We start from the raw sequence: 749 nt of genomic DNA, 5'->3' as shown, positions 1-749 counted from the left end.
TCAAGGTTCTGGGCTGCGGCATCGGCCAGCGCCTGCTCCACGTCCGGTACGGTCGTTGCAGCCTGGATCGCGTCCTTCGCTTCGGCCTTCTGCTCGTCGCTCAGGTACGCCATGTCGTCCACGGCCTGAGTCGCGTCCGCTTTGGCGCTTTCCAGGTTCTGGGCAGCGGCATCGGCCAGCGCCTGCTCCACGCCCGGTACGGTCGTCGCAGCCTGGATCGCGTCCTTCGCTTCGGCCTTCTGCTCGTCGCTCAGGTATGCCATGTCGTCCACGGCCTGGGTAGCGTCCGCTTTGGCAGCATCAAGGTTCTGGGCTGCGGCATCGGCTACAGCCTGCTCCACGTCCGGTACGGTCGTTGCAGCCTGGATCGCGTCCTTCGCTTCGGCCTTCTGCTCGTCGCTCAGGTATGCCATGTCGTCCACGGCCTGTGCCGCTTCTGATTTAGCACCTTCCAGGTTCTGGGCAGCGGCATCGGCTACAGCCTGCTCCACGTCCGGTACGGTCGTTGCAGCCTGAATAGCATCCTTCGCTTCGGCCTTCTGCTCGTCGCTCAGGTATGCCATGTCGTCCACGGCCTGAGCCGCTTCCGCTTTGGCAGCGTCAAGGTTCTGGGCAGCGGCATCGGCAACAGCCTGCTCCACGTCCGGTACGGTCGTTGCTGACTGGATCGCGTCCTTCGCTTCGGCCTTCTGCTCGTCGCTCAGGTATGCCATGTCGTCCACGGCCTGAGCCGCGTCCGCTTTGGCAGC

Annotated in this window: 1 pseudogene; it reads right to left on the bottom strand. The window is 64.6% G+C overall.

Annotated features, from left to right (window positions below):
* A pseudogene (locus AB6V08_RS23155) lies at positions 1–749 on the bottom strand (hypothetical protein); the annotation flags it as partial.

Origin of the sequence: Enterobacter soli (assembly GCF_964208575.1) — a bacterium.
GTDB classification, from domain to species: domain Bacteria; phylum Pseudomonadota; class Gammaproteobacteria; order Enterobacterales; family Enterobacteriaceae; genus Enterobacter; species Enterobacter soli_A.
Note: the sequence above shows the minus strand (reverse complement) of the source record. Positions and strands in the feature narration are given on the sequence as shown.